The sequence below is a fragment of the Streptomyces cadmiisoli genome, assembly GCF_003261055.1.
Taxonomy (GTDB): domain Bacteria; phylum Actinomycetota; class Actinomycetes; order Streptomycetales; family Streptomycetaceae; genus Streptomyces; species Streptomyces cadmiisoli.
In genome coordinates this window covers 2,231,916-2,254,880 of sequence record NZ_CP030073.1, presented here as the reverse complement: position 1 = coordinate 2,254,880, position 22,965 = coordinate 2,231,916, and the positions used below count along the sequence as shown (strand labels likewise).

Genomic DNA, 22,965 nt, shown 5'->3' with positions numbered 1-22,965 from the left:
GTGCTGGACTACAGCGAGGAGGCCGAACGCTACGACGCCTCCCGCGGCGGGGAGCCCCGTGCCGCGGCCGCGGCGGACGCCGTGCTCGGTCTGGTGCCGCCGACCGCGCGCAGCCTGCTCGACGTGGCCTGCGGCACCGGCATCGTCACCCGGCGCCTCGCCGCGGGCCGGCCCGCGATGCGGGTGACGGGCGTCGACCTCACGCACGCGATGGCGCGGCACGCCGCCGCCCGGCTGCCCGGCGCCGTCGTCCTCGCCGACAGCCGCCGGCTGCCGTTCCGGGACTGCGAGTTCGACGCCGTCAGCAGCGTGTGGCTGCTGCACCTGCTGCCCGGATCCGCGGACGTCGGGACGGTCGTCGCGCAGTGCGCGCGGGTGCTGCGGCCCGGCGGGGTGTGGATCACCACGGTCGACAAGGCGGCCTCGCACAACGTGGGGAGTGACATCGATGCCGTGCTCGCCTCCCGGCCCCGCCGCCCCGCCCGGGACGAGGCGTCGGTGGTCGAGGCCAGTGCCGTCGAGCACGGTCTGATCCCGGCCGGCCGGGCCCGGTTCGCCGGTCGCGGCCAGGGCCGCAGTCCGCTCCGCACGGTCGCCGACCTGCGGCGCGGCTGGTTCGTCACGCTGCCGCCGGGTGAGCCCCTCGCCGAGTGCTTCGCCACCCGGCTGGCGCGCCTCCCCGACCAGGACCGCTCGCGCCCCGACCCGTGGTTCACGCTCCGGGCGTTCCGCAAACCGCCCCTCGGCTGAGGGCCCGCGCCGACGCCCGCCGCGGCGACCGGGCGCCGGAGCGTGACGCTGTGCCGCGGGGGGCCTCACTCCGCCGCACGTCAGCCGCCGACCCTTTTGCGGTACCGGCAAGGTCACTTGCCCCGTCGGGGTACGTCGTCGCACCCTGACCGCATCCGGAGAGAGGCTGACCACCATGGCGCACGACCACGACGACCGGCACCCGCACGGCGACGACCACGGCCACCACCAGCACGGCGGGGGCGATGACCGGCACTCGCACGGCGGAGGCCATCACCGGCACGGCGAAGGCCACGGCCACCACGACACCGCCGATGTCGACTGGGCCGAGATGGGCCCGCAGCTGGAGGCACAGGCGGAGCTGTTCGCCCCGCTGTACGAGCGCGCCCTGGCCTGGCTCGCCCAGCGGCAGACCGAGCCGGGACTGATCGTGGACGCGGGCAGCGGCCCGGGTGTGATCGCGGGTCTGTTCGCCGAGACCTTCCCGGGCGCCCGGGTCCTCGCGGTCGACAGCGCCGGGCCGCTGCTGGAGCGGGCCCGGGCGCGGGCCGGCCGGCTGGGCGTCGCCGACCGCTTCGCCACGCTGCACGGCGAGCTGCCCGGGGCGCTCGCCGATCTGGACTATCCCGCCGACCTGCTGTGGGCCGGCCGGAGCCTGCACCACCTCGGTGACCAGCGCGGCGCGCTCGCCGTCTTCGCCGAGCACCTGGCGCCCGGCGGCACCCTCGCCCTGATGGAGGGCGGGCTGCCCACGCGGTTCCTGCCGCGGGACATCGGGGTGGGCCGCCCCGGACTTCAGACCCGGCTGGACGCGCTGGAGGCGGAGTGGTTCGCGCAGATGCGCTCCTCCCTGCCCGGTTCCGTCGCGGAGACGGAGGACTGGCCCGCGCTCATGACCGCCGCGGGCCTGAAGCCGACCGGCACGCGCAGCTTCCTGCTGGACCTGCCGGCGCCGGCCACCGACCGGGCCCGCGACCACGTCGCCGACACCCTGTCCCGGCTGCGCGACGGCTTCGGCGACCGCCTCGACGCCGACGACCGCGCCGCCCTGGACCGGCTGCTCGACCCCGACGACGCCGCGAGCGTCCACCGGAGACCGGACGTCTTCGTCCTGGCCGCGCACACGGTGCACACCGCGACCAGGACGCCGTAGGGGTTCACCGCTGCGTCCGCCGGCGGGCTTCGGCGTGCGCCGGTGACGCGGCCGACCATGCGAAAGCGCCCCGGAACCGCGCGGTTCCGGGGCGCTTCCGTGTACGACGCCGGGTCAGTCCACCTCGAACGCGGCCGGGTCCGGGCCCAGCCGGCGGTCCTCGTTGAGCGCGCTGATCGCCGCGAGGTCCTCGGTGTCCAGGGTGAAGTCGAAGACGTCGATGTTCTCCTTGATCCGGGACGGCGTCACGGACTTCGGGATCACGACGTTGCCTAGCTGCAGGTGCCAGCGCAGCACCACCTGGGCGGGGGTGCGGTTGTGCTTCTGGGCGATCGCCACGATCGCGGGGACCTCCAGCAGACCGCGGCCCGAGCCGAGCGGCGACCAGGCCTCGGTGGCGATGCCCTGCTCGGCGTGGAACTCGCGCACGGCGTGCTGCTGGAGGTGCGGGTGCAGTTCGATCTGGTTGACGGCCGGGATGACCGACGTCTCGTCGATCAGCCGCTCCAGGTGCTCCGGAAGGAAGTTGGAGACACCGATGGCGCGCACCCGGCCGTCGGCGAGGAGGCTCTCGAAGGCCTTGTACGTGTCGACGAACTTGCCCTTGGACGGCATCGGCCAGTGGATCAGGTACAGATCCACGTAGTCCAGGCCGAGCTTGCCGAGGGAGACGTCGAAGGCACGCAGCGTGGCGTCGTATCCCTGGTCGCCGTTCCAGAGCTTGGTGGTGACGAAGACTTCCTCGCGGGGCAGACCGGAGGCCCGGACCGCCTTGCCGGTGCCCTCTTCGTTGCCGTAGATCGCCGCTGTGTCGATGCTGCGGTACCCGGCCTCCAGCGCCGTGGCGACCGCGTGCTCCGCCTCGTCGTCCGGCACCTGCCAGACGCCGAAACCGAGCTGGGGCATCTCGACGCCGTTGTTCAGGATGATCGGGGGGACCTTGCTGCTCACGAGCTCTTGATCCTTCGGTTGTCGTCAGGTGATACTCCCATGGTCAACGATCACGGGCCGTGATGCATTCCTGACCGGAGAATCCGTCCGGATTTCCGCCGTGCGCCGCTCGGCTCACCGGCGTCCGCTCACGTCTGGTAGAGGGCCTCGACCTCGTTCGCGTAGGCGTTCTCGATCGCTTTGCGCTTCAGCTTCAGCGACGGGGTGAGCAGCCCGTGCTCCTCGGTGAACGGCTGGGCCAGGATGCGGAACGTGCGGATCGACTCGGCCTGCGAGACGAGGGTGTTCGCGGCGACCACCGCGCGCCGCACCTCCGTCTCCAGATCCTCGTCGCGCACCAGCTCGGCCGGTGTCATCCGCGGTTTGTTGCGCATCTGGAGCCAGTGGTCGACGGCCTCCTGGTCGAGGGTGACCAGGGCGGCGACGAAGGGGCGGTCGTTGCCGACGACGATGCACTGGGCGACCAGCGGGTGATCGCGGACGCGTTCCTCCAGCAGCCCCGGGGACACGCTCTTGCCGCCGGAGGTCACCAGGATCTCCTTCTTGCGGCCGGTGATGGTCAGGAAGCCGTCCTCGTCGAGGGAGCCCAGGTCACCGGTGGCCAGCCAGCCGTCGTGCAGGGTCTCGTCGGTGGCCTTCGGGTTGTTGAGGTAGCCCTGGAAGACACCGGGGCCGCGCAGCCAGATCTCGTTGTCGTCCGCGATGTGCACCGTGACGCCCGGGACGGGCTGCCCGACCGAGCCGTAGCGGGTGCGCTCGGGAGGGTTGGCGGTCGCCGCCGCGCTGGACTCGGTCAGGCCGTACCCCTCGTAGATCTGCACGCCCGCGCCCGCGAAGAACAGGCCGAGCCGCCGGTCCATCGCGGAGCCGCCGGACATCGCGTGCCGCACCCGGCCGCCCATCGCCTCGCGGACCTTGGAGTAGACGAGCTTGTCGAAAAGCTGGTGCTGCATGCGCAGACCCGCCGACGGGCCCGGCCCGATCCCCCAGGCCCTGTTCTCCACCGCGTCCGCGTAGCGCACCGCGACGTCGACGGCCTTCTCGAACGGTCCGGCCCTGCCCTCCCGCTCGGCCTTGCGCCGGGCGGCGTTGAAGACCTTCTCGAAGATGTACGGCACCGCGAGGATGAACGTCGGCTTGAAGGCGGCGAGGTCGGGCAGCAGGGCGGCGGCGTTGAGCTGCGGCTGGTGGCCGAAGCGGACGCCGCCGCGGATCGCCGCGACCTCCACCATGCGGCCGAACACATGGGCGAGCGGCAGGAAGAGCAGGGTCGCCGCCTCGTCGCCCTTCCTGGAGTGGAAGACCGGCTCCCAGCGCTCCTTGACGGTGTCCGCCTCGTACATGAAGTTGCCGTGCGAGATGACACAGCCCTTCGGGCGGCCCGTGGTGCCCGACGTGTAGATGACCGTCGCGACCGAGTCGGGGGTGACGGCCTTGCGGTGCCGGTGCACCACCTCGTCGTCGAGGTGGGCGCCGGCGTCGTACAGCTCGCGGACCGCGCCCGCGTCGAGCTGCCAGAGCCGGCGCAGCCGCGGCAGCCGGTCGATGACGGTGGCGATCGTCATCGCGTGGTCCTCGTGCTCGACGATCGCGGCCGTCACCTCCGCGTCGTACAGCATCCAGAAGCACTGTTCGGCGGAGGAGGTCGGGTACACCGGCACCACCTGCGCGCCGATGCTCCACAGGGCGAAGTCGAACAGGGTCCACTCGTAGCGGGTGCGGGACATGACGGCGACCCGGTCGCCGAACCGTATGCCGTGGGCGAGCAGCCCCTTGGCGAGGGCGAGGACCTCGTCGCGGAACTCGGCGGCGGTGACGTCCCGCCACCGGCCGGAGTCGTCCTTGCGGCCGAGCGCGATGCGCAGCGGATCCTGCCGGGCGTGCTCGAAGACGGCGTCGGCCAGTCCGCCCACCTGGGGTGGCAACGCCAACGGAGGACTGGTGAACTCGCGCAAACCCACTCCCCGCTCTCTGTGACGCCTCCCTGTGACGCTCCGCACAGGCCGTGAAAGCTACCCCACGCGCCATCGTGACGGGAGGGGTGCGAAACCCGAACGGTGCTCACGTACGCCCTGGTCAGCGGGGGAGAAATATCGCACATGGGGAAGGGTCGGACAGATTCCTGACGGAGGAGTAAGTTTCGGTGCCGTAATCTCCACGGAATCTGTACGACCCGCCCGCGGCCCCGGACGGCGGCCCGTACGGGGTCGTCAGCGCCGGTGCAGTCGGTCGCCGGCCGCCAGGATCGCCGCGGCCAGGGCGTCGGCCGGCCCCTGGGCCGAGGGCCGGCGACGGCCGTGGAGGAGGACGAAGTCGACCTGGCCGAGCTCGGGCAGACCGAACCGGTCGGGCATCCGGACCAGGCCCGGCGGGACGAAGCCCCGGGAGTGCGCCATCACGCCGAGGCCCGCGCGGGCGGCCGCGATCAGCCCGTTGAGGCTGGCGCTGGTGCAGGCGATGCGCCATTCGCGCCCCTGCCGCTCCAGGGCCCGCAGGGCCCGGGCCCGGGTGATGCCGGGCGGCGGGTAGACGATCAGCGGGACGGGGCGCTCGGTGTCCATGCGGAGGCGTTCCGAGCCGATCCAGACCAGCCGGTCGTGCCAGACCAGTTCCCCGCGCGGATCCTCGGACCGCCGCTTGGCCAGCACCAGGTCCAGCTTGCCGCCGGCCAGCTGCTCGTGCAGCGTTCCCGACAGTTCGACCGTGAGCTCCAGATCGACCTCGGGATGGTCGTGCCGGAAGGCCTCCAGGATCTCCGGCAGCCGGGTCAGGACGAAGTCCTCCGAGGCGCCGAAGCGCAGCCGGCCGCGCAGCCTGGTCCCGGTGAAGAACGCGGTGGCCTGCTCGTGCACCTCCAGGATCCGGCGCGCGAAGCCCAGCATCGCCTCGCCGTCCTCCGTCAGCTCCACCGAATGGGTGTCCCGGCTGAACAACTGCCTGCCGGCCGCGTCCTCCAGCCGGCGCACGTGCTGGCTGACGGTCGACTGCCGCAGTCCGAGCCGCCGCGCCGCCTGCGTGAAACTCAGCGTCTGGGCCACCGCCAGAAACGTCCGCAGGTGCGAGGGGTCGTACACGCGTGCCAGCTTATCGCGGATCGTGATGACAGTCAGAGTGGTATGCCGGATTCCCGATCGGCCGTCGAAGGAGCACGATGGGGCGGGGAGCTCTTGGCTCCCGGACCACCCGAGCACACGTCAGTGGAGCACCGTGAAACGCCTGCGATGGCCGAGTTGGCTGCCGATCGACCCGTACATCCTGCTGCTGCTGGGGACGGTGGGCCTCGCGGCGCTCCTCCCGGCGCGCGGTACGGGCGCCGACGTCGCCTCCGGTGCCTCCACCGCCGCGATCGCGCTGCTGTTCTTCCTCTACGGCGCCCGGCTGTCCACCCGTGAGGCGCTGGACGGACTCAAGCACTGGCGTCTGCACGTGACCGTCCTGGTGTGCACCTTCGCCGTCTTCCCGCTGCTCGGCCTGGCGGCCCGCGGTCTGGTGCCGGTCGTCCTCACCCACTCCCTGTGGACGGGGCTGCTGTTCCTGACCCTCGTGCCGTCGACCATCCAGTCGTCGATCGCCTTCACCTCGATCGCCCGCGGCAATGTGCCCGCCGCGATCTGCGCGGGCTCCTTCTCCTCCCTCGCGGGCATCGTCGTCACCCCGTTGCTGGCGGCGGTCCTGCTCGGCGGCAGCTCCGGCGGCTTCGACCTCGACTCGATGCTGCGGATCGTCCTGCAACTGCTGGTGCCGTTCCTGGCCGGGCAACTGCTGCGCCGCTGGATCGGCGGATTCGTCACCCGTCACAAGAAGGCCCTCGGCCTGGTCGACCGCGGATCGATCCTCCTCGTCGTCTACGCCGCCTTCAGCGAGGGCATGGTGCGGGGCGTCTGGCACCAGGTCGACCCCGTCCGGCTGGCCGGGCTGCTCGCCGTGGAGGCGGTGCTGCTCGCCGTCATGCTGGCCCTGACCTGGTACGGCTCCAAGGCGCTGGGCTTCGGCCGGGCCGACCGCATCGCGATCCAGTTCGCCGGTTCGAAGAAGTCGCTGGCCGCCGGGCTGCCCATGGCGAGCGTGCTGTTCGGGCCGCAGGCCTCGCTGGCCGTGCTGCCGCTGATGCTCTTCCACCAGATGCAGCTGATGGTGGGCGCGGTGATCGCCAAGCGCCGCGCCCGCGACCCCCGCGAGACGCTCACCCCGCCGGCGTCAGCCGCAGGCTCAAGAACCGCGGTCGGTACAGGGACACGTTCCCGGTGATCTGCGCCGAGGCGCTGACCGTCTCCAGCCAGTTCACGTCGTAGCTCAGCACCAGGCGCTCGCGGCCGCTCAGGTCGGGGTGCGCCTGAGGGTTGTAGGCGGCGAGCCGGCCGGGCGGCAGCGGCGGACTGAAGCCGCGCGCCGGGCCGTGCCACGGTCCGGTGGGGGAGCAGGCCCAGTACGACGTGATCGTGGTCAGCGCGCGTGTTCCGGCCGCCATGGTGAACAGCACGTACGTGTCGCCGTCCCGCACCACCGAGAACGCGCTGCCGACGCCGGTGCGCCGCTCGTCCCCGAGCACCGGGGACGGGCGGGCCGCGGTGACCCACTCGGAGCCGTTCCAGAGCTCCCACGCGGCGGGATCGGCCAGCCCGCCCGCCGGGACCCGGGCCACGTACACCGACGAGGTGGCGCGGGAGACGGCCTGTCCGTCGTTCCCGCCGAAGACGTACGTCCAGCCGTCGCGGGCCAGCAGCGTCGTGCCGAACAGCACGCGCCGGGACGGATCCGGCACCCGCTGCTGGTCGAACACCTTGACGATGCTCTCGACGCGCAGGTCCGGCAGGGAGAGGGTGGCCACCTCGGTGGCGAGGGGCACACCGTAGATCCACGGGGCCCGGCCCGCCTCGCGCGTCCACAGCAGCACACGTACGACCCGCTCCGAGGAGCCGGGGGAGCGCGGTTCGACCCGGGCGGCGACCGGCCAGCGCCACTGGTTCGGCGCCGGGTCGCCGAACAGGGGCGCGGGCAGCGTCGAGGTGAGGCGACCCCGCGTCATCACCACCGCGGAGTTGCGCACCATCGGCGCGGTGCCGTCGCGCCAGGCGTGGGCCTCGCCCGACGGGTTGGGCGGGGCGTGCACGGCGCCGAGGAAGGTGTCCGAGAACAGCCACAGCACCCGGCCGTCCGGCAGCCGCAGGGAGTGGGTGCCGTCGCCGCCGGTCCAGTCGTCCGTGCGGGCACCGTCATCGCCGTAACGGGTGAACTCGCCGGTCAGCGCCTCGTCCGCCGACCACGACGCGACCGTACGGGCCCCGCACGCGCCGCCGCCCTCCCGGTCATCGTCCGGGAGGGCGGTGAGCAGCACGGCGGCGAGAACCAGGGCCAGCAGCAGTCCGACCCCGGCTCCCGCCCGATGTCGTGCGCGTACGTCGTCGGACACATTCGGACGCTATCTGGCTGCGGCCACCTGGTCCATGGGAAGCCACAGGACATTGCCCAGCGGCGGGCCGAGGTGGGTCCGGCGCACACCGTCGAGCTCGGCGTCCGTCAGTGCCCGGTCCCAGACGTGGACCTCGTCGATGGCGCCGGTGAAGAAGGCCCGGCTGTCCACCCGCTGGCCGATGTGCACACCGAACGGCGAGTTGCGGCTGACCGACCCCGGCACGTCGGCCCTGCCGACGGGTGTGCCGTCGAGGAACAGGGTCAGCCGGCCGCCGCCCCGGCGCAGCGCCAGGTGGTGCCACGCGCCGTCGTTGTGGGCCGAGGCGGTGCTCACCGACGCCGAGTGGACGTTCGTCGCGCCCTGCCGGGTGGTGATCAGCGCGCGCACCCGGTCGGCGGCGGGTTCGCCGCGCAGCCAGACCTGCGGCTGGCTGGTGCCCGAGCCGCCCATCCACAGCAGCGGCTGCTCACCGGACCGCGCGGTGTAGCGGAACCACAGGGAGGCGGTGAAGTCCCGGGTGTCGAGGGGGAGTTGGCTGCGGTAGGGCAGGCGTACGGCGTCGTCGGCGCCGTCGAAGGCCAGCGCGCGGCCGAGTACACCTGGCGTGGTGGCGGCGCCGCCGAGCACCGCGGCGGGCCGGGCGAACGGGGCGCGGTCGGCGGTGGTCGGGTCCGCGCCCCGGCGCGGGCGCAGCCAGTCCTCCGTGAAGCGGGCGAAGCGGATCTCGTCGCGGGCGTCGGCGGTGCCGGCCTCGTAGAGCAGGCCGACCGCGCCGGTGCCGATCGGGGCCAGGTCGGAGTAGCCCGACCAGTCCGTGCTGACGACGGTGCCCCGGTCCACGCTGTCCCAGGTGCGGCCGCCGTCGTAGGAGGAGCGGATCATCATCGTCCGGCGGCGGTCGGGGTCGCCGGGGCAGGACAGCAGCAGGCGGTTGCCCAGCCGCAGCGTGGCGCCCTGCACCTGGGGGGCGTAGAAGTCGGGGACGGGCCGGAAGGGGGCCGCGAAGCTGTTGCCGCCGTCGCGGCTGACGGCCTGGCTGTGGTGGCCGAGGTCGGTGCCGTCCTGCTCGCGCCCGCTGACCAGGATCGATCCGTCGGTGTGCTCGGCCACCGTCACCTCGGAGGGCTTCTGCCGGAAGGTGCCGTCGAACGCGATCGGCCAGCTGTCGTTGGCCCCGACCCGCCAGGTCCCGCCGCCGTCGTCGCTGACGATCAGGGCGGCGTGATTGCCGGTCACCCTGGTGCCGTCCCAGGTCTCGGTGTTGACGCCGAAGACCAGCCGGCCCGCGTGGCTGCCCCGGGTGAGCTGGATGCCGTGCACGGGACCGGTCGCGTACCAGGAGTTCCAGTGCGGGGGCATGATCTGCGGGCTGAGGTCGCGCGGCGTGGACCAGGTGCGGCCGTCGTCGTCGCTGTGCTGGAGGTGGGGCCTGCGGTCGCAGGGGACCTCGCAGCTCCCGCTGTCCGAGCGCCCCGTGTTGTAGGTCTGCGCGAGCAGGATCCGGCCGGTCCTCCGGTCGACCATCGGGGCCGGGTTGCCGTGGGTGTCACCCGCTCCGTCGTTGATGACCTGGAGCGGGCCCCAGGTGCGGCCGCCGTCGGTGGAGCGCTTCATCACGATGTCGATGTCGGCCGCGTCGCCGCAGTTGAGGACACGGCCCTCGGCGAACGCGAGCAGTGTGCCCCGGGTGGTCTCCACGATCGCCGGGATCCGGAAGCAGGCGTAGCCGGGGTCCTGCGACACCTTGAAGATCACCTGCTGGTCGAACTCCGCGGCCGCGGTCGCCAGTTGGGCATGGGCGGAGTGCGGCAGGACGGCTGCGGCCGCCATGACCACGCCTGTGGCGAGGATGGCTCTCAGGCGTGCGCGAGGCCTCGACGGCATGGGGTGACCCGCCCTTCGTTTGTCTGAACATCTGGACATCCCACGTCCGAACCTACGCGTCACAGAGGGTAGTTGAGCGTAGCGACACACCACAAGAAAGGGGGGCAGGACAGCACGAACCAGCTCAAGTGTCGGCTGAGGCGGCGTCAGGGGCCTTGCTCGGGCGCGCCCTCCACGGCCGGGCCGCCCTCATCGTCTGACGCACCGTCATGGGCTGGGTGGGCGCGACCCGGGAAGAGTGGTCCCGCGCGGCCGTCGGCTGGGCCGGATGGCCCACGGCGCGCGCCGTCGGTCCTCCTCGGACGCCTGCCGCGGGACGGGTGCCCGCTCGGGGGGTGAGGAGTCGTCGGAGCTGTCGTGCCGGGCGCGCCGCATGGGCCGGACCTCCACAGATCGTTGGGAGATCCAACGATAAGTCAGTTCATTGGGAAATCCAACGAAATTCGCACTACGCTGTCCACATGGCCGAAGCACCGCTCTCCGCGATTCACGCGCTGCCCAGCTGGGTCCTGGGCCGCGCCGCGGCCCGGGGGCGCGCACTCGTGACAGAGGCGCTCGCCGTACACGGCCTGAGGATGTGGCACCACGTGGCGCTCTCCGCCGTCCGCGACCTCGGACCGGTCGCGCAGGCGGAGCTCGGCCGGAGCATCCGCCTCGACCCCAAGGATCTGGTCGGCGTCCTCGACGACCTCCAGTCGGCCGACCTCGTCGTGCGCGAACCCGACCCGCGGGACCGCCGGAAGAACGCCGTGTCCCTCACCGTGCGGGGCGCCCGGCTGCTCAAGCGCTGCGAGAAGGCGGCCTGCGACGCGAACGACGCCCTCCTCGCCCCCCTCACGGCGACCGAACGCGAGCAGTTCATGGGCCTGTTGGCCAGGATCTCCGGCACGGGCGCGTGAGCCGGGCGGCCGGAACACCGCCCGGCGGCACGCCCCGGACCTGAGGCGGGACCCCTGCGGCGCAGGGGGCGCTCCCCGCCGTTCGGGGTCCCGCCGCCGTGCCGCGGGGGACCGTTTCAGCCCTGGACGGCCGCGGCCCGCAGAGCGATCCGGTCCTCGCCCGCGTACACGTTCATGGAGCTGCCCCGCAGGAACCCCACCAGGGTCAGCCCGGTCTCCGCCGCCAGGTCCACGGCCAGCGACGAGGGCGCCGAGACCGCCGCCAGTACCGGGATGCCCGCCATCACGGCCTTCTGCGCCAGCTCGAACGAGGCGCGCCCGGACACCAGCAGGATCGCGCGGGACAGCGGCAGGCCGCCGTTCTGGAGCGCCCGCCCGACCAGCTTGTCGACCGCGTTGTGCCGGCCGACGTCCTCCCGCACGTCGAGCAGCTCCCCGTCCTCGTCGAACAGGGCCGCCGCGTGCAGACCCCCGGTCCGGTCGAACACCCGCTGGGCCGCACGCAGCCGGTCGGGGAGGCCGGCGAGCAGCTCGGGTGTCACCCGGACCGGGGGAGTGTCGGCGATCGGCCAGCGGGCCGTCGTACGGACCGCGTCCAGGCTGGCCTTGCCGCACAGGCCGCAGGACGAGGTCGTGTAGACGTTGCGCTCCAGCGTGATGTCGGGGATCACGACGCCCGGGGCGGTCCGCACGTCCACCACGTTGTAGGTGTTCGAACCGTCCACCGTCGCTCCCGCGCAGTAGACGATGTTCTGCAGATCCGGCCGCTCGGCCAGCACGCCCTCGCTCACCAGGAACCCGGCGGCGAGCGCGAAGTCGTCGCCGGGGGTGCGCATGGTGATCGCGAGCGGCTTGCCGTTGAGCCGGATCTCCAGGGGTTCCTCGGCGACGAGCGTGTCCGGGCGCGCGGAGACCTCCCCGCCGCGGACACGGATCACCCTGCGTCGTTCCGTGACTCGTCCCATGTCCCGTGTCCCTCGTTCCGGTCAGTCCCGGTTCTGTACGTGCTGATAGCCGAACCGGCCCTTGATGCACAGATTGCCGTGGGTCACCGGGTTGTCGTGCGGTGAGGTGACCTTCACGATCTCATTGTCCTGCACGTGCAGGGTGAGGTTGCAGCCCACGCCGCAGTACGCGCACACCGTGGTCGTCTCGGTCTGCTGCGACTCGTCCCAGGTGCCGGCCGCGCGCATGTCGAACTCCGACTTGAACGACAGCGCCCCGGTCGGGCACACCTCGATGCAGTTCCCGCAGTAGACGCACGCCGAGTCGGTGAGCGGGCCGTCGTGCTCGACCGCGATCCGGGCGTCGAAGCCGCGGCCCACCACGGAGATCGCGAAGGAGTTCTGCCACTGGTCGCCGCAGGCGTCGACGCACTTGTAGCACAGGATGCACTTGTCGTAGTCGCGCACGTACAGCTCGTTGTCGATCCTCGGCTCCTCGCCCAGGCGGGCCGCGTCCGGGCCGAAGCGGTCCGGTTCGGCCCCGTAGTCCTCGATCCACTCGGCGGCGCGCGGCGTCGTCGACAAGTCGACCGAGGAGGCGAGGAGTTCGAGGACCAGCCGGCGGCTGTGCCGGGCGCGCTCGGTGTCGGTGCGCACCTCCATGCCGGGCTCGACCTCGCGGGAGCAGGCCGGGACGAGCGTACGGGCGCCCTCCACCTCGACCATGCACACCCGGCAGGCGTTCTTGGGGCGCAGGGTGTCGCCCTGACAGAGGGTCGGGATGTCCTTGCCCGCGCTCCGGCAGGCGTCCAGGACGGTCGCGCCCTCCGGCGCCCGTACCGGCTCCCCGTCCACGGTGCACTCCAGCAGCCGGCGCGGGATCCCGAGCGGTGTCATGGTCATTCGTACGCCCCCAGACGGTCGATTGCGGATTCCACGGCGTTCCAGGCGGTCTGTCCCAGACCGCAGATCGAGGCGTCCCGCATCGCCCGCCCCACCTCCCTGAGCAGCGCGATGTCGTCCGCGGCCGCGGCGCCCGTGCGCTCCACGATCCGGTGCAGCGCCTCCTCCTGGCGTACGGTGCCGACCCGGCAGGGCACGCACTGCCCGCACGACTCGTCGCGGAAGAACTCGGCGATGCGCAGCAGCAGACGGGGCAGCGCAACGGTGTCGTCGAAGGCCATGACGACCCCCGAACCCAGCGTGGTGCCGGCCTCGCGGGTGCCCTCGAAGGTGAGCGGGATGCCCAGTTCGTCGGGGCGTACGAAGCCGCCCGCCGCCCCGCCGAGGAGCACCGCCCGCAGCCCGTCGCGCACCCCCGCCAGCTCCAGCAGCTCACCGAGCGTGGCGCCGAACGGCAACTCGTAGATGCCGGGGCGCTCCACACTGCCCGACACGCAGAACAGCTTCGGCCCGGTGGACCCCCCGGTGCCGATCGCCGCGTACGCCTGGGCGCCCATCGTCAGGATCGGCAGCACGTTGACCAGCGTCTCGACGTTGTTCTCCGCGGTGGGTCTGCCGAACAGCCCCTTCTCCACGGGGAACGGGGGCTTCGAGCGCGGCTCGCCCCGGTAGCCCTCGATGGAGTTGAACAGGGCCGTCTCCTCGCCGCAGATGTACGCGCCCGCGCCCCGCCGGATCTCGATGTCGAAGGCGTAGCCCTGGCCGAGCACGTCGTCGCCGAGCAGACCGCGCGCGCGTGCCTGCCCGATCGCGTTCTCCAGCAGCCGCAGGGCCCTCGGGTACTCGCCGCGCAGATACAGGTAGCCCCGGTGCGCGCCGGTCGCGTACCCCGCGACGGTCATGGCCTCGATCAGCGCGTACGGGTCCCCCTCCATGATGACGCGGTCCTTGAAGGTGCCCGGTTCGGACTCGTCGGCGTTGCACACCAGGTAGTGCGGACGGTCCGGCTGCGCGGCCGTGGCCTGCCACTTGCGCCCGGTCGGGAAGGCGGCGCCGCCGCGCCCGACCAGGCCCGAGTCCGTGACCTCGCGGATGACCGCGGCGGGGCCGAGCACGAACGCGCGGCGCAGCGCGGCGTAACCGCCGTGCGCGCGGTAGTCGTCCAGGCTCTCCGGGTCGACCACGCCGACCCGGCGCAGCAGCGTCAGCTCCGGTGACCCGGCCTGGGGCACGGCCAGCGCCGCCGGGGGTTCCTCCGGTGCGGAGTCCGGCGCGCTCGCGGCGAGGACGGCCGCCTCGGCGGTGGCCGGCGCCGACACAGCGGTGCGCACCGGGTCGCCGGCCCGGATCGCGAGCGCGGCCGGGGCGCGCTCGCACAGGCCGAGGCACGGGCTGCGCTCCACCCGGATCCCCGGGCCCGTCCGCTGCTCGACGGCGGCACACAGCTCGCTCGCCCCGGCGGCCGCGCAGGCGAGGTCGGTGCACACATGGAGCACGGTCGCGGGCCGCGGCCGGACCGAGAACATGGCGTAGAAGGTGGCCACTCCGTACGCCTCCGCCGGCGGCACCGTCAGCCGCCGGCACAGGTAGTCGAGGGCGCCCTCGCTGATCCAGCCGATCCGGTCGTTGATCGCGTGCAGCCCCGGCAACAGCAGGTCGCGGCGGTCCCGGGCCTCCCGCCCACCGCGCGCCCAGCGCAGATCGGCCGCCCGCATCTCGTCGCGGTCGGCGCCCTCCCACGAGGACTCCGGAGGCCCGAGCAGCGCGTCGACCGCCGCCCGCTCCTCGTCCGTCGGCTTGCTGTCGCCGAAGTGCAGGTCCACTTACGTCACCTCACGATGGTCGCAACGGGGAGCTTCTCGATCCGGATCGCCGACGCCTTGAACTCCGCCGTCCCCGCGATCGGGCAGTTCGCCTCGATCGTCAGCTGGTTGGTGTCCACCTCGTCGGGAAAGTGCATGGTCATGAAGGCCAGCCCGGGCCGCAGCGCCGGGTCCACCCACACCGGCGCGACCACCGATCCCCGCCGGGAGGTCACCTGGACCTCCTCGCCCACCGCGACCCCGTACCGCTCGGCGTCCTCCGGGCTCAGCTCGACGTACTCGCCGCGCCGCAGCGGGGAGGCGAAACTCCCGCTCTGCACACCGGTGTTGTACGAGTCGAGGCGCCGCCCGGTGGTCAGCCGGACCGGGTAGTCCTCGTCGGTGAGGTCGACGGGCGGATCGTGCTGCACCAGCCCGAAGGGCGCGGCGAGCCCGCGCGCGGCCGGGTCGGTCTGCCACAGCCGGCCGTGCAGATAGGACGGTTCGAGCCGCTCGGTGCTCGGGCAGGGCCACTGGATGCCCTGGTGCTCCTCCAGGCGCTCGTAGGTCATCCCGTAGTGGTCCGGCGAGATGGACCGGAGTTCGTTCCAGACCGCCTCGGCGTCGGTGTACTTCCAGTCGTGGCCGAGCCGGCCCGCGAGGTCGCAGATGATGTCGATGTCCTCGCGCGCCTCGCCGGGCGGGGTCACCGCCCGGCGCACCCGCTGGACCCGGCGTTCGCTGTTGGTGGTGGTGCCGTCGGTCTCCGCCCAGCCGGCGGTGGCGGGCAGGACGACATCGGCCAGTTCGGCCGTCCTGGTCAGGAAGATGTCCTGCACGACGAGGAAGTCGAGGGCCTGCATCCGGCGGACCGCCTGCTCGCTGTCCGCCTCCGACTGCGCCGGGTTCTCGCCGATGCAGTACACGGCCCTGAGCGTGCCCTCCTCCATCGCCTCGAACATCTCGGTGAGGTTCATCCCGTAGTGCGGCTGGATGACGGTGTCCCAGGCCGACTCGAACTTCAGCCGGGTGTCCGCGTCGAGGATGTCCTGGAAGCCGGGCAGCCGGTTGGGGATGGCGCCCATGTCGCCGCCGCCCTGCACGTTGTTCTGGCCGCGCAGGGGCTGGAGCCCCGAACCGAAGCGGCCGACATGGCCCGTCAGCAGGGACAGATTGATCAGCGCGCGGACGTTGTCGGTGCCGTTGTGGTGCTCGGTGATGCCCAGCGTCCAGCACAGCTGGGCCCGTTCGGCGCGGGCGTAGGCGTGCGCCAGCTCCCGGATCGCGGCGGCCGGCACGCCGGTCACCTTCTCCGCGAGGGACGGCGTCCAGGGCTCGACGAGCTGCCGGTACTCCTCGAAGCCGCTGGTCGCCCGCTGGATGAACGCCTCGTTGGCCAGCCCCGCGTGGATGATCTCGCGGCCGATCGCGTGCGCCATCGGGATGTCCGTGCCGACGTTCAGGCCGAGCCAGCTCTCCGCCCACTCGGCGGTGCTGGTGCGCCGCGGGTCGACGGCGTACATCCGGGCGCCGTTGTGGATCCCCTTCAGCACGTGCTGGAAGAAGATCGGGTGCGCGAAGCGGGCGTTGGAGCCCCACATCACGATGACGTCCGTGTGCTCGATCTCCTCGTACGAGGAGGTGCCCCCGCCGGAGCCGAACGCGGCGGACAGGCCCGCGACGCTCGGGGCGTGACAGGTGCGGTTGCAGGAGTCGACGTTGTTGGTGCCCATCACGACCCGGGCGAACTTCTGCGCCACGTAGTTCATCTCGTTGGTGGCGCGGGCGCAGGAGAACATGCCGAACGCGCCGCGGGCCGCCGACAGGCCCCGGGCGGCACGGTCGAGGGCCTCGTCCCAGGTGGCCCGGCGGAAGGGTTCGTCGCGCGAGTCCCTGACGAGCGGATGGGTGAGCCGGGTGTACGTCTTCGGCTGGCGTTTCCTCATGCGGCGCTCCTCAGCGCGAGCAGGTCCGAGATGGCGTGCACGGTGCGCAGGGTGGGCACGTCCACGCCGGTGATGTCCGCCAGCTCGACGACGGCGGCGAGCAGTACGTCGAGTTCCAGCGGTTTGCCGCGCTCCAGGTCCTGGAGCGTGGAGGTGCGGTGGTCGCCGACCTTCTCGGCGCCCGCGAGACGTCGTTCGATGGAGATGCCGACCTCGCAGCCGAGCGCGGCGGCGACGGCGAGCGTCTCGGTCATCATGATCTCGATGACCCGCCGGGTGCCGCCGTGCAGACACATCTGCCGCATGGTGGCCCGGGCCAGCGCGCTGATCGGGTTGAAGGAGATGTTGCCCAGCAGCTTCAGCCAGATGTCGTTGCGCAGGTCGGGTTCGACCGGGCACTTGAGACCGCCGGCCTGCATGGCCTCACTGAGCGCCACGCACCGCTCGGACACCGAGCGGTCGGGCTCGCCGATGGAGAACCGGGTGCCTTCCAGGTGCCGGACCACACCCGGGCCCTCCAGCTCGGTCGCCGCGTAGACGACGCAGCCGACGGCGCGTTCGGGCGCGAGCACCGCACTGACCGCGCCGTCCGGGTCCACGCTTTCGACGCGGTGCCCGTCGTAGGGGCCGCCGTGCCGGTGGAAGTACCACCAGGGGATGCCGTTCTGGGCGGCCACGACCGCCGTGGTGTCGTGCAGCAGCGGCTCGATCAGCGGCCCGCACGCCGCGTACGAGTTGGCCTTCAGGCCCAGGAACACATAGTCGACCGGGCCGATCTCGGCCGGGTCGTCGGTGGCACGGGGGTGCGCGGTGAAGTCGCCGCGCGGGCTGAGCACCTGCACTCCGTGCCGCCTCATGGCCGCCAGATGCGGTCCACGGGCGATGAGGTGCACGTCGGCGCCCGCGCGGTGGAGCGCGGCACCGACATAGGCGCCGATCGCTCCGGCGCCGAGGACTGCGACTTTCACGGAAACACTCCGTTCGGTTTGAGGGATACCGCGGAGGTGGTCGAAGGACGAGGCGGTCGCGGCCGAGAGCACGGCCGCGACCGTTGAAGTATGTCGACGAAATATTGTCTACAGTATGGAGGTTGGGTCAGCAAGGGTCCGCGCAGCACCCGAACCCGCGATCCCGGCCCGCGGCGACGACCGGAGGAGCGCGCGCCCTTCCCACTGCGGCGACCGGACGAGCGTGCCTCCTCCCCGCGGCGGCGACCGGAGGACCGCGCACCCCTCCCGCGGGTGCCGCCGCGTCCTCGCCCGTACGGGGTGATGTGCCGCCGCGGCCGGACCGGTGCCATGGACCTCGTGGCGGGAACCACCGAGCGCAGGGCGCGCAGCGACTACACCGGCGGCGTCTACGGATCGATGCTGGCCGCCTCCGTCGTGATCGGGGCGGGCGGCCTCGGCTCGTTCCCACGCCTGCAACTGGTGCTGCTCCTGCTGGTCACCGGCGTGGTGTTCTGGTTCGCGCACGTGCACGCCCAGCTGTTCGGCACACGTCTGGCACAGCAGCCGCTGGACCGCCGGGTGGTCTGGCAGGTGTGCCGGGACGAGTGGCCGATCGTCAACGCCGCGGTCCCGCCCGCCGTCGCGGTGGCCGTCAGCCCGCTGCTCGGGCTGGACCTGGCCGGCACGGTGTGGCTGGCGCTGTCCGTCGCGGTGGCCGGCCAGGTGGGCTGGTCCGTGGCCGCGGCCCGCCGGGCCGGGGCGAGCGCGGGCATGGTGGCGGGCACCGCCGCCGTGAACCTGCTGCTCGGACTGCTGATCGTCGTGTTCAAGATCCTGGTCACCCACTGAGCCCGCCGCCCGCGTCCCCCCACCCCGCGCATCGTGACCTGCCGCCCGCGGATCACCCCTCGTGGGTGACGCGGGGCAGCGGAGGCAGGGCGACGCTGTACACGTGGGGTGCCGACGGGGCCGGCGCGCGCGAACTGGTCGCGGGCGTGGTGGCGCCGGCCCCGCCGACCGATCCGGCCCCCTTCCGACCCGGTCGCCGCGCCCGTACGCGGCATCGTCCGGGCCGGACGGGGGCCGGATCGCCTTCGCCCGGCCGGCCGCGGCCCGCGCGGCCGGGCCGACGGGCTCTGCCGCACCCTCCCGGAACGCTCGCCGGTGCCACGGCACGAGAGCGCGCCGCGCACGGAGCCTGTGCGCCGTCAACGACCGAGGAGACCGCATGGCCCCGATGAACACCCCCGCACCCCCGGGTTCCGGCGGCGACGCGGAGCCCCCGGTCGTCCTGACCGCCGAGGAGGGCGCCGAGTACCGGCGGCTGCGCAAGGCCGCCTCCGTGCACCACCGCAGGACGCGCTACGCCGGCGCCTCCGTCCTGCTGCTGCTCGCCCTGCTGCTGGCGCCGGTGTCCGTGGTGGCGGTGTGGCTGAACGAAGAGGTCACCGACACCGACCGCTACGTCCAGACCGTCGCCCCGCTGGCCAAGGACCCGTCGGTGCAGAACGCCGTCACCGACCGGCTCACCGACCGTGTCGTGGCCGAGGTGGACGTCGACGCGGTGACCAAGTCGCTGGGCGACGCGCTCGCCAAAGCGGGGGCACCACAGGCCGTGGTCGACAAGTCACAGGCCCTCTCCGGGCCGCTGCGCGCCGCCGTGACGGACGTGGTGCACCGCATCGTGAACCGCGTGATCACCAGCGACTTCTTCGCGCAGGCCTGGGACGCCGCGAACCGGCGCGCGCACGCGGCGGTGGTGAACGTGCTCACCGGGTCCGACAAGGGAGCCCTGCGCGCCGAGGGCGACACCGTGAAACTCGATCTCGGCACCGTGATCGACCAGGTCAAACAGCGCCTGGTCGACGCGGGCTTCGAGAAGGCCTCCGCCATTCCGTCCGTGGACCGGCAGATCACCCTGTTCCAAAGCGACGAACTGTCCAAGGCGCAGGCGGGCATGCGGCTGCTGGACATCGTCGGCACCTGGCTGCCCGTGCTGACCGTCCTGCTCGCCGGCCTCGCCGTGTGGACGAATCCCGCACACCGCACGATGCTGCTGGTCGCGGGCGTCGGCGTCGCCGTGATGATGGTGGTGCTGCTCGTCGCGCTGGCCGTAGCGCGCCGCCTCTACCTGGACGCCGTACCGGCGTCGACGCTGCCAGCCGACGCGGCCGCGTCGATCTACGACACCTTCGTACGCTTCCTGCGCGACAGCACGCGCACCCTGCTGGTCGTCGCCGTGATCACGGCGCTGGCCGCGTTCCTGTACGGCCCGAGCCGAGTGGCCCGCGGCACCCGCGACCTGGCCCGGCGCGGCACCGGCGCGGGCGGGCAGGCGCTCTCCCGCGCCGGGCTGCGCACCGGCTCGGCGGGACGGTGGCTGGACACGCACCGGTCGTGGACGAACGGCATCGTCATCGGGGGCGGGGTGCTCGCCCTGCTGCTGTGGAACTTCCCCACGGTCGGTGCCGTGGCCCTGGTCGTCGGCCTCGTCCTGGTGGTCATGGCCGTCCTCGCGGTGCTCGCCGCCGCCCAGGGCCCGGCCCCGCGCCCGACGGCGGGCGCACCGGGCCGCGCGAGTCCCCCTGCCGCCCCCGCGGGGTGACACGACGGCCCTCACGCGAGTGAGGTGACCGCACGACCGGGCGGCGCCGTCCCGGGGTGCGACCGTTCGTCGCCCGTTGGATACCGCTCACCGCATACGGTCGACCGACCGCTTCTCAACCACCGACCGCGTTCCTACCGTTCGGGATCATGAGTCCCCCCGTCGCACCCCCGGGATGGAGCCGCTGGCTGGTCCCGCCCGCAGCGCTTTCCGTCCATCTCTCCATCGGCCAGGCCTACGCCTGGAGCGTGTTCAAGCCCCCGCTCGAATCGGCGCTCGGGCTCAGCGGCACCCAGAGCGCCCTGCCCTTCCAGCTCGGCATCGTCATGCTCGGTCTGTCCGCCGCGTTCGGCGGCACGCTCGTCGAGCGCAACGGACCGCGCTGGGCGATGACCGTGGCGCTGGTGTGCTTCTCGTCCGGCTTCCTGCTCTCCGCCCTCGGCGCGGCGACCGAGCAGTACTGGCTGATCGTCCTCGGCTACGGCTTCGTCGGCGGGATCGGCCTCGGCATCGGCTACATATCGCCCGTCTCGACCCTGATCAAATGGTTCCCGGACCGGCCCGGAATGGCCACCGGCATCGCCATCATGGGCTTCGGCGGCGGCGCGCTCATCGCCTCGCCCTGGTCGGCGCAGATGCTCGAGTCCTTCGGCTCGGACAGCTGCGGCATCGCGCTCGCCTTCCTCGTGCACGGACTGACGTACGCCGTCTTCATGCTGCTCGGTGTGCTGCTCGTCCGGGTGCCGCGGACCGCGAAGCCCGTCGCGGCGGGGCCGGACGTGAGCGAGGGCGTGCAGGTGTCGGCGCGCAGCGCGGTACGCACCCCGCAGTTCTGGTGCCTGTGGGTCGTGCTCTGCATGAACGTGTCCGCGGGCATCGGCATCCTGGAGAAGGCCGCCCCGATGATCACCGACTTCTTCGCCGACACCTCCACCCCGGTGTCGGTGACGGCCGCCGCGGGCTTCGTCGCGCTGCTCTCCGCGGCGAACATGGCGGGCCGCATCGGCTGGTCCTCGACGTCCGACCTGATCGGACGCAAGAACATCTACCGCGTCTACCTGGGCGCGGGCGCCCTGATGTACCTGCTGATCGCCCTGTTCGGCGACTCGTCCAAGCCGCTGTTCATCCTGTGCGCCCTGGTGATCCTCTCCTTCTACGGCGGCGGTTTCGCGACCGTCCCGGCCTATCTGAAGGACCTCTTCGGGACCTATCAGGTCGGCGCGATCCACGGCCGGCTGCTCACGGCCTGGTCCACCGCCGGTGTGCTCGGTCCGCTGATCGTCAACTGGATCGCCGACCGGCAGGAGGAGGCCGGCAAACACGGCGCGGCCCTGTACGGCACGTCCTTCGGCATCATGATCGGCCTGCTCGTCGTCGGCTTCGTCGCCAACGAGCTGGTCCGTCCCGTCCATCCCCGTCACCACCACGTCCCCGCTCAGAGGGAGGCCGACGATGTCCGACGACAGCAGCCAGAGTCCGCCTGACCGGCGGGCGCTGATCGCCTTCGCCTGGGTGTGGGTGGGTATTCCCCTGGGATACGGTGTGTACGAACTGGTGCAGAAGGCCACCCAGTTGTTCACCGGCTGAGTCCCGGCGGGGCGGAGGCGGTCGCCGCCCTGATGGAAGCCGACAAAACCCACGCCCCAATCCTGTCGCCTCACCTGTCCGCGTACCCGCGAGTCACTGTTCAGACTGGTGATCCCCGCTGACCGCTGCAAGGAGGGGGACCATCATGAAGGGCTCGCGGATCGCCGCCGTAGGCCACTACCAGCCCGCCAGAGTGCTGACGAACGCCGAACTGGCGGGCATGGTCGACACCAGCGACGAGTGGATCAGGAGCCGCGTCGGCATCCGGACCCGGCACATCGCCGGCCCCGACGAGCCGGTGGACGAGCTGGCCGCGCACGCCGCGGCGAAGGCACTCGCCTCGGCCGGGCTGGCGCCCGACGACATCGACCTGGTGCTCGTCGCCACGTCGACGGCCGTCGACCGCTCCCCGAACATGGCCGCCCGGGTCGCCGCCCGGCTCGGCATCCCGCGGCCCGCCGCGATGGACGTCAATGTGGTGTGCGCCGGATTCACGCACGCCCTCGCCACCGCGGACCACACCGTGCGCGCGGGCGCGGCCACCCGGGCGCTGGTCATCGGCGCCGACAAGATGTCCGACGTCACCGACTGGTCGGACCGTTCGACCTGTGTGCTCGTGGGCGACGGAGCGGGGGCCGCCGTCGTGGAGGCCGCGGACGAGCCGGGCGTGGGCCCGGTGCTCTGGGGCTCCGTGCCCGAGATGGGGCACGCCGTGCGCATCGAGGGCGAGCCCGCGCGGTTCGTCCAGGAGGGGCAGAGCGTCTACCGCTGGGCCACCACCCAGCTGCCGCCGCTGGCCCGGCAGGCCTGCGAACGCGCCGGCTTCGCCCCCGAGGACCTCGCCGCCGTCGTGCTGCACCAGGCCAACCTGCGCATCATCGAGCCGCTCGCCGAGAAGCTCGGCGCGGTCAACGCCATTGTCGCCCGCGACGTCTCCGAGTCCGGCAACACCTCCGCGGCCAGCATTCCGATCGCGTTCTCCAAGCTGGTGGAGAAGGGCGCGATCTCCACCGGGGACCCGGTGCTGCTGTTCGGCTTCGGCGGGAACCTGTCCTACGCGGGTCACGTGGTCCGGTGTCCGTGACGGGCGGCGGGGCTTTCGGCGTGTGACGAGGTCAACTCCCCGTTCCGCTGGCCACTGTGCGCCGTAGACTGTAGACAAAAGGCAATTGATACTG

General features: G+C 72.4%; 19 protein-coding genes. 9 read left to right on the top strand and 10 right to left on the bottom strand.

The window, feature by feature from the left end; all coding sequences use genetic code 11:
• Together DN051_RS09355 and DN051_RS09350 are read left to right on the top strand one after the other, a co-directional pair.
• Entirely contained in the window at positions 1-750 is a 750-nt protein-coding gene (locus tag DN051_RS09355; RefSeq protein WP_112438489.1) for a class I SAM-dependent methyltransferase, read from the top strand.
• 175 nt (positions 751-925) lie between these two features.
• Positions 926-1,903, top strand: a complete 978-nt coding sequence (locus DN051_RS09350; RefSeq protein WP_112438488.1) for a class I SAM-dependent methyltransferase — start codon at positions 926-928, stop codon at positions 1,901-1,903.
• A gap of 114 nt (positions 1,904-2,017) precedes the next feature.
• On the opposite strand, the gene DN051_RS09345 is transcribed toward DN051_RS09350, so the two are convergent.
• From DN051_RS09345 to DN051_RS09335, 3 genes are all read right to left on the bottom strand, one after another.
• A complete protein-coding gene (locus tag DN051_RS09345; RefSeq protein WP_053759154.1) occupies positions 2,018-2,854 on the bottom strand; it encodes an aldo/keto reductase in 837 nt (278 codons plus the stop codon).
• A 128-nt stretch (positions 2,855-2,982) separates the two neighbouring features.
• Positions 2,983-4,809, bottom strand: coding sequence for an AMP-dependent synthetase/ligase (locus tag DN051_RS09340; RefSeq protein WP_112438487.1), 1,827 nt, complete (start codon positions 4,807-4,809; stop codon positions 2,983-2,985).
• A gap of 255 nt (positions 4,810-5,064) precedes the next feature.
• Positions 5,065-5,928 (bottom strand): LysR substrate-binding domain-containing protein, encoded by an 864-nt coding sequence (locus DN051_RS09335; RefSeq protein ID WP_053759152.1) that lies wholly within the window; start codon positions 5,926-5,928, stop codon positions 5,065-5,067.
• A 133-nt stretch (positions 5,929-6,061) separates the two neighbouring features.
• On the opposite strand from DN051_RS09335, the gene DN051_RS09330 reads away from it, so the two are divergent.
• A complete protein-coding gene (locus tag DN051_RS09330; RefSeq protein ID WP_112438486.1) occupies positions 6,062-7,102 on the top strand; it encodes a bile acid:sodium symporter family protein in 1,041 nt (346 codons plus the stop codon).
• Here the strand turns inward: DN051_RS09330 and DN051_RS09325 are convergent.
• Entirely contained in the window at positions 7,038-8,264 is a 1,227-nt protein-coding gene (locus tag DN051_RS09325; protein WP_112438485.1) for a DUF4185 domain-containing protein, read from the bottom strand. The genes DN051_RS09330 and DN051_RS09325 overlap by 65 nt on opposite strands.
• A gap of 9 nt (positions 8,265-8,273) precedes the next feature.
• Positions 8,274-10,151, bottom strand: a complete 1,878-nt coding sequence (locus DN051_RS09320) for a sialidase family protein (protein ID WP_112438484.1) — start codon at positions 10,149-10,151, stop codon at positions 8,274-8,276.
• Between the two features lie 461 nt (positions 10,152-10,612).
• Here DN051_RS09320 and DN051_RS09315 point away from each other — a divergent pair, with 461 nt between their 5' ends.
• Complete coding sequence (locus DN051_RS09315; RefSeq protein ID WP_053759148.1) at positions 10,613-11,050, top strand: MarR family winged helix-turn-helix transcriptional regulator; 438 nt, start codon at positions 10,613-10,615, stop codon at positions 11,048-11,050.
• Positions 11,051-11,166: 116 nt separating this feature from the next.
• Here DN051_RS09315 and fdhD read toward each other — a convergent pair whose 3' ends face one another.
• The 5 genes from fdhD to DN051_RS09290 are packed head-to-tail and all read right to left on the bottom strand — an operon-like array spanning position 11,167 to position 17,613.
• A complete protein-coding gene (gene fdhD / locus DN051_RS09310; RefSeq protein ID WP_053759147.1) occupies positions 11,167-12,015 on the bottom strand; it encodes a formate dehydrogenase accessory sulfurtransferase FdhD in 849 nt (282 codons plus the stop codon).
• A 21-nt stretch (positions 12,016-12,036) separates the two neighbouring features.
• The gene (locus DN051_RS09305) at positions 12,037-12,897 is read right to left on the bottom strand and encodes a 2Fe-2S iron-sulfur cluster-binding protein (RefSeq protein ID WP_112438483.1); all 861 of its coding nucleotides are present in this window, start codon (positions 12,895-12,897) and stop codon (positions 12,037-12,039) included.
• Positions 12,894-14,720 (bottom strand): NADH-ubiquinone oxidoreductase-F iron-sulfur binding region domain-containing protein, encoded by a 1,827-nt coding sequence (locus tag DN051_RS09300; RefSeq protein ID WP_112438482.1) that lies wholly within the window; start codon positions 14,718-14,720, stop codon positions 12,894-12,896. Before DN051_RS09300 ends, DN051_RS09305 begins: the two co-directional genes overlap by 4 nt.
• A gap of 5 nt (positions 14,721-14,725) precedes the next feature.
• On the bottom strand, positions 14,726-16,645 hold the full coding sequence (locus DN051_RS09295; protein WP_112438481.1) for a molybdopterin oxidoreductase family protein: 1,920 nt from the start codon (positions 16,643-16,645) through the stop codon (positions 14,726-14,728).
• Positions 16,642-17,613: a 2-dehydropantoate 2-reductase gene (locus DN051_RS09290; protein ID WP_053759143.1), complete on the bottom strand. Its 972-nt coding sequence runs from the start codon at positions 17,611-17,613 to the stop codon at positions 16,642-16,644. The genes DN051_RS09295 and DN051_RS09290 overlap by 4 nt, the downstream gene beginning before the upstream one ends.
• Positions 17,614-17,943: 330 nt before the next feature.
• Here DN051_RS09290 and DN051_RS09285 point away from each other — a divergent pair, with 330 nt between their 5' ends.
• The 5 genes from DN051_RS09285 to DN051_RS09270 all read left to right on the top strand — a co-directional run bounded on the left by DN051_RS09285 (position 17,944) and on the right by DN051_RS09270 (position 22,871).
• Complete coding sequence (locus DN051_RS09285) at positions 17,944-18,444, top strand: hypothetical protein (RefSeq protein ID WP_053759142.1); 501 nt, start codon at positions 17,944-17,946, stop codon at positions 18,442-18,444.
• Between the two features lie 379 nt (positions 18,445-18,823).
• On the top strand, positions 18,824-20,200 hold the full coding sequence (locus tag DN051_RS09280) for a hypothetical protein (RefSeq protein ID WP_112438480.1): 1,377 nt from the start codon (positions 18,824-18,826) through the stop codon (positions 20,198-20,200).
• A 149-nt stretch (positions 20,201-20,349) separates the two neighbouring features.
• Positions 20,350-21,684, top strand: a complete 1,335-nt coding sequence (locus tag DN051_RS09275; protein WP_112438479.1) for an OFA family MFS transporter — start codon at positions 20,350-20,352, stop codon at positions 21,682-21,684.
• Positions 21,653-21,787, top strand: a complete 135-nt coding sequence (locus DN051_RS47255) for an MFS transporter small subunit (protein ID WP_267890877.1) — start codon at positions 21,653-21,655, stop codon at positions 21,785-21,787. Before DN051_RS09275 ends, DN051_RS47255 begins: the two co-directional genes overlap by 32 nt.
• Before the next feature lie 145 nt (positions 21,788-21,932).
• Complete coding sequence (locus DN051_RS09270) at positions 21,933-22,871, top strand: beta-ketoacyl-ACP synthase III (RefSeq protein ID WP_112438478.1); 939 nt, start codon at positions 21,933-21,935, stop codon at positions 22,869-22,871.
• Positions 22,872-22,965 lie beyond the last annotated feature (94 nt).

Excerpts from the sequence above, each read along its gene's own strand:
- DN051_RS09350 (WP_112438488.1), top strand. The coding sequence starts at position 926 with ATGGCGCACGACCACGACGACCGGCACCCGCACGGCGACGACCACGGC.
- DN051_RS09320 (WP_112438484.1), bottom strand. The coding sequence starts at position 10,151 with ATGCCGTCGAGGCCTCGCGCACGCCTGAGAGCCATCCTCGCCACAGGC.
- DN051_RS09315 (WP_053759148.1), top strand. The coding sequence starts at position 10,613 with ATGGCCGAAGCACCGCTCTCCGCGATTCACGCGCTGCCCAGCTGGGTC.
- fdhD (WP_053759147.1), bottom strand. The coding sequence starts at position 12,015 with ATGGGACGAGTCACGGAACGACGCAGGGTGATCCGTGTCCGCGGCGGG.
- DN051_RS09305 (WP_112438483.1), bottom strand. The coding sequence starts at position 12,897 with ATGACCATGACACCGCTCGGGATCCCGCGCCGGCTGCTGGAGTGCACC.
- DN051_RS09295 (WP_112438481.1), bottom strand. The coding sequence starts at position 16,645 with ATGAGGAAACGCCAGCCGAAGACGTACACCCGGCTCACCCATCCGCTC.
- DN051_RS09285 (WP_053759142.1), top strand. The coding sequence starts at position 17,944 with ATGGACCTCGTGGCGGGAACCACCGAGCGCAGGGCGCGCAGCGACTAC.
- DN051_RS09280 (WP_112438480.1), top strand. The coding sequence starts at position 18,824 with ATGGCCCCGATGAACACCCCCGCACCCCCGGGTTCCGGCGGCGACGCG.
- DN051_RS09275 (WP_112438479.1), top strand. The coding sequence starts at position 20,350 with ATGAGTCCCCCCGTCGCACCCCCGGGATGGAGCCGCTGGCTGGTCCCG.
- DN051_RS47255 (WP_267890877.1), top strand. The coding sequence starts at position 21,653 with ATGTCCGACGACAGCAGCCAGAGTCCGCCTGACCGGCGGGCGCTGATC.
- DN051_RS09270 (WP_112438478.1), top strand. The coding sequence starts at position 21,933 with ATGAAGGGCTCGCGGATCGCCGCCGTAGGCCACTACCAGCCCGCCAGA.